Consider the following 4,041-nt stretch of genomic DNA (forward strand, 5'->3'; position numbering starts at 1 on the left):
AGGGCCGGACGGGCTGCCGACGATGGGCGACTGGGCGAACCACCTGTCGACCTTGTTCCCCGACGTGCGGCTGAAGCGTTTCCTGGAAATGCGCGGCGCCGATGGCGGCCCCTGGCGGCGCATCTGCGCGCTGCCGGCTTTCTGGGTCGGCCTGCTTTACGACGAGGCGGCGCTCGATGCCGCCGAGGCGTTGACGTCGAGCTGGACCTACAAGGAAGTGCTGGCGATGCGCAATGCCGTGCCTGAACTCGGCATTTCCGCACCCTTCCGCAACACCACGCTGCGCGAGGTCGCCCGCGACGTCATGACCATTTCGCGCACCGGGCTGAAGAACCGCGGCAAGAAGAACCGCGACGGCTACGACGAAACCTCGTTCCTGAACACGCTCGACGAGGTCGTGGCGCGCGGCACCACCAGCGCCGAGGAGATGCTGTCGGCCTATCACACGCGCTGGGGTGGCTCGATCGAGCCTGTATTCATGGAATATGCCTATTAACCCCGCGCGCTGACGGGCGGCAAAAGCCGCTTCAATCGGGCGTTGAAACGAATTAGGCTCTCTTCGAGGATTTCCCGGAGGAGAAGCCGATGCCTACCTTGTTCGACATGCTGACGCAGGCCCAGAACGGCAACGGCATGCAGGCGCTTGCCCAACAATACGGGCTTTCGCTGCAGCAGACACAGGCGGCGGTCGCCGCACTGCTGCCGGCCTTTTCACAAGGGTTGCAGCGCAACACCGCCGATCCCTATGGGCTCGGCGCCTTCATGACGGCGATGGCAAGCGGCCAGCACGCCAAGTATTTCGAGGACGCGACGCGCGCCTTCTCACCGCAAGGCGTCGACGAGGGCAACGGCATTCTGGGCCATCTGTTCGGGTCGAAGGATTTGTCGCGTGCCGTGGCCAGCCAGGCGGCGCAGGCGAGCGGCGTCAGCCAGCAAGTGCTGCAACAGATGCTGCCCGCGATCGCGTCGATGGTAATGGGCGGACTGTTCAAGCAGACGACAAGCCAGATGCAGGCAGCGGCTGGTCTGGGTGGCGGCGGCAACAATCCACTGGGCGAGATCATCGAGCAGATGATGCGGCAGGGCGGCATGCAGGCGCCGGCGCCACAACAGCGCCAGGCGCCGTCGCCTCAGAACCCCATGGACAACCCGCTCGGCAAGGTCTTGCAGGACATGTTCGGCGGCGGCTCACCGCAACCACAAAGCCAGCCGCAGCCGGCGCCAAATCCCTATGGCGACAATCCGCTCGGCAAGGTGCTGCAGGATATGTTCGGCGGCGGCGCGCCACAGCAACCACAAAGCCGACCCCAGCCCCAGCAGACGCAGAGCCCATACGGCGACAACCCGCTTGGGAAAATCTTCGAGGAGATGCTGCGGCAAGGCGGAGGCGGAGGCTTCGGCCTGCCCGGCGGGCAGCCGGGGCCACAGCCTGAAGCGCCGCAGCCGCAGCCGCGCCAGGCACCACAGCCGCAGGTCAATCCAAGCGGCCGGCCTCGGAACCCGTTCGACGACATTTTCGGCAAGATGTTCGAGACCGGCGCCCAGCAGCGTGACGACTACCAGAAGGGCGTGGAAACGATCTTCGACCAGTTCAAGCGAGACATGGACCGGCGATAGGCGTCAGGCCAAAGCCATTTCCCGGCAAGCTAGAAAAGAAAAGCCCGGTCCTTGGGAGGACCGGGCAGCGTGCAGGCAGGCCGGCGGGGAACCGGCAGGGAGTGGGGAGCCTGCATGAACCTTGGTCGCGCTGAACCGCAGAAAGGTTCAACAAGACCGAAACTGAACCAATCAGGCTACCTTGCGGGCGATATCCTCGATCGTTTCCACGCGGTCGCTGGCGATCTCACGCAGGATTGCCGTCGGATCGCGGCCGAACGGCACGTCGATCGCGACATGCAGGTCGGCGCGCGTCAGGCCGATATCGGCAAGCTCGGCATCCGACATCTCGCCCAGGCGGTAGAAAGCACGGCGGTTTTTCCAGGCGCGGTAGATATTGAAGGCCGTGTTGACCACGCGCGCCGCAACGGACGGACGCGAAGTGATGCGCGAGGTCTCGGTGGCGAAATCGATCGTGGTCATGTCGGTCTCCTTCAGACTCGAACAGACGAAACCCGACGATCGGCGCTGGCGACAGCGGCCGTTCCGGCTTCGATTCACATGCCTTCATGTGGACAATGCGAATTTGCCATCGACCGATTGATTAATCCAACGAATGTTTTTAATCTTTGGCATCAACACTAGTGATGGATCATGTCGATGAAAGCGCCGCTCGATCTCGATCAATTGCAGACCTTCATCTCGATCGCCGACACTGGCAGCTTCACGCGCGCAGCGGAAGAAGTGCACCGAACCCAGTCGGCGGTGTCGATGCAGATGCGCCGGCTGGAGGAGCGGATCGGCAAGCCGCTGTTCGAGAAGGAGGGGCGCACCAACCGGCTGACGGAGGAAGGCGACAAGCTGCTCTCCTATGCAAGGCGGCTGCTCTATCTCAACCGCGAGACGCTCGCCGCCTTCGACGACCAGCGGCTCGAAGGCACGATCCGCATCGGCACGCCGGACGACTATGCAGATCGTTTCCTGCCGGAAATCATGGCACGTTTCACCCGCTCCAATCCGCGCGTCGAACTGACCGTCATCTGCGAGCCGACGCCGGGACTGGTCGAACACATCAAGCGCGGCAATCTCGACCTGGCGCTGGTGACGCACAATGATGTGCGCGGCCAGTCGGAAGTCGTGCGACGTGAGCCGCTGCTGTGGGTATCCTCGGCCAACCACGCGACGCACGAGCAGGAAATCCTGCCGATGGCCTTCGGCCGGCCGAACTGCATCTGGCGGCGCGCCGCCGTCGACGTGCTGGACCAGCAGAACCGCGACTACCGCATCCTGTTCACCAGCTTCTCGGCGACCGTGATCACCGCGGCCGTGCTGTCCGGCCTGGCGGTCTCGGTGCTGCCGGAATGCGCGCTCAGGCCTGGCATGCGGGTGCTGGGCGAAGCCGATGGCTTCGGCGCCCTGCCGGACTGCCGCATCGGCATCATGCGCGGCCAGACCTCGCGGCCGGAGATTGTCGATGCGCTTGCCCGCCATATTTCGGAAAGCCTGGACAACATCTCGATCCCGCTTGGCGAGGAAACGGGAACGTTCGACTTCGCGGCCCTCGCCTTCGCCAAGATGAAGCGGAGCAAGCCGAACCAGATCCTGCCGGGCTGGTAGATGCGGATCATCAATATCGGGGCTGACATGGCCGCCTTGACGTCGGCGCTCAACCAGCCCCCAATCGGCCAATGAGCGAAGCAGCATCCGAATCACGCACCAACGCCACCGAATACACGGTGAGCGAGATATCGGGCGCGCTGAAGCGCACGGTCGAGGACGTCTTCGGCAATGTGCGGGTGCGCGGCGAAATTTCGGGCTATCGCGGGCCGCATTCCTCGGGTCACGCCTATTTCGCGCTGAAGGACGACCGCGCCCGGCTCGACGCCGTGGTGTGGAAAGGCACGATGAGCCGGCTGAAATTCCGTCCCGAGGAAGGGATGGAGGTGATCGCCACCGGCAAACTCACCACCTATCCCGGCAAGTCCAACTACCAGATCGTCATCGACAATCTGGAGCCGGCCGGCGCCGGGGCGCTGATGGCGCTGCTCGAGGAGCGCAAGCGCCGACTGCAGGCGGAAGGGCTTTTCGATGCGGGCCGCAAACGCCGGCTGCCGTTCATGCCCCGCGTCATCGGCGTCGTCACCTCGCCGACCGGCTCGGTCATCCGCGACATCATCCACCGCATCAAGGACCGCTTTCCGCTGCATGTGCTGGTCTGGCCGGTGCGCGTGCAGGGCGACACGGCGAGTGCGGAAGTGACCAATGCCGTGACCGGTTTCAACGCGCTGGCATGGGACAGCCCTATCCAGCGTCCCGATCTCTTGATCGTCGCGCGCGGTGGCGGCAGCCTGGAAGATCTGTGGGGCTTCAACGACGAGGCACTCGCCCGCGCCGTCGCCGCCTCGGGCATTCCGGTGATCTCGGCGGTCGGCCACGAGACCGATT

The 4,041-nt window shown here is 64.4% G+C and carries 5 protein-coding genes; 4 read left to right on the top strand and 1 reads right to left on the bottom strand.

Features of this window, described 5'->3' with window-relative positions; translation table 11 throughout:
* Both EOA36_RS29615 and EOA36_RS29620 read left to right on the top strand, forming a co-directional pair.
* On the top strand, nucleotides 1-496 hold a 496-nt coding region (locus EOA36_RS29615), incomplete at its 5' end, for a glutamate-cysteine ligase family protein (protein ID WP_245464506.1).
* An 89-nt stretch (nucleotides 497-585) separates the two neighbouring features.
* Nucleotides 586-1,617 carry a DUF937 domain-containing protein gene (locus EOA36_RS29620; protein ID WP_127280519.1) on the top strand — a complete coding sequence of 344 codons (1,032 nt, stop codon included), beginning with the start codon at nucleotides 586-588 and terminating at the stop codon, nucleotides 1,615-1,617.
* A 171-nt stretch (nucleotides 1,618-1,788) separates the two neighbouring features.
* On the opposite strand, the gene EOA36_RS29625 is transcribed toward EOA36_RS29620, so the two are convergent.
* The gene (locus tag EOA36_RS29625; protein WP_127280520.1) at nucleotides 1,789-2,079 is read right to left on the bottom strand and encodes a DUF1127 domain-containing protein; all 291 of its coding nucleotides are present in this window, start codon (nucleotides 2,077-2,079) and stop codon (nucleotides 1,789-1,791) included.
* Between the two features lie 177 nt (nucleotides 2,080-2,256).
* Here EOA36_RS29625 and EOA36_RS29630 point away from each other — a divergent pair, with 177 nt between their 5' ends.
* Both EOA36_RS29630 and xseA read left to right on the top strand, forming a co-directional pair.
* Nucleotides 2,257-3,213, top strand: a complete 957-nt coding sequence (locus EOA36_RS29630; protein WP_127280522.1) for a LysR substrate-binding domain-containing protein — start codon at nucleotides 2,257-2,259, stop codon at nucleotides 3,211-3,213.
* 71 nt (nucleotides 3,214-3,284) lie between these two features.
* The coding region (gene xseA, locus EOA36_RS29635; RefSeq protein WP_127280521.1) for an exodeoxyribonuclease VII large subunit at nucleotides 3,285-4,041 on the top strand (757 nt) is incomplete at its 3' end.

Origin of the sequence: Mesorhizobium sp. M8A.F.Ca.ET.021.01.1.1 (assembly GCF_003998025.1) — a bacterium.
GTDB lineage: Bacteria > Pseudomonadota > Alphaproteobacteria > Rhizobiales > Rhizobiaceae > Mesorhizobium.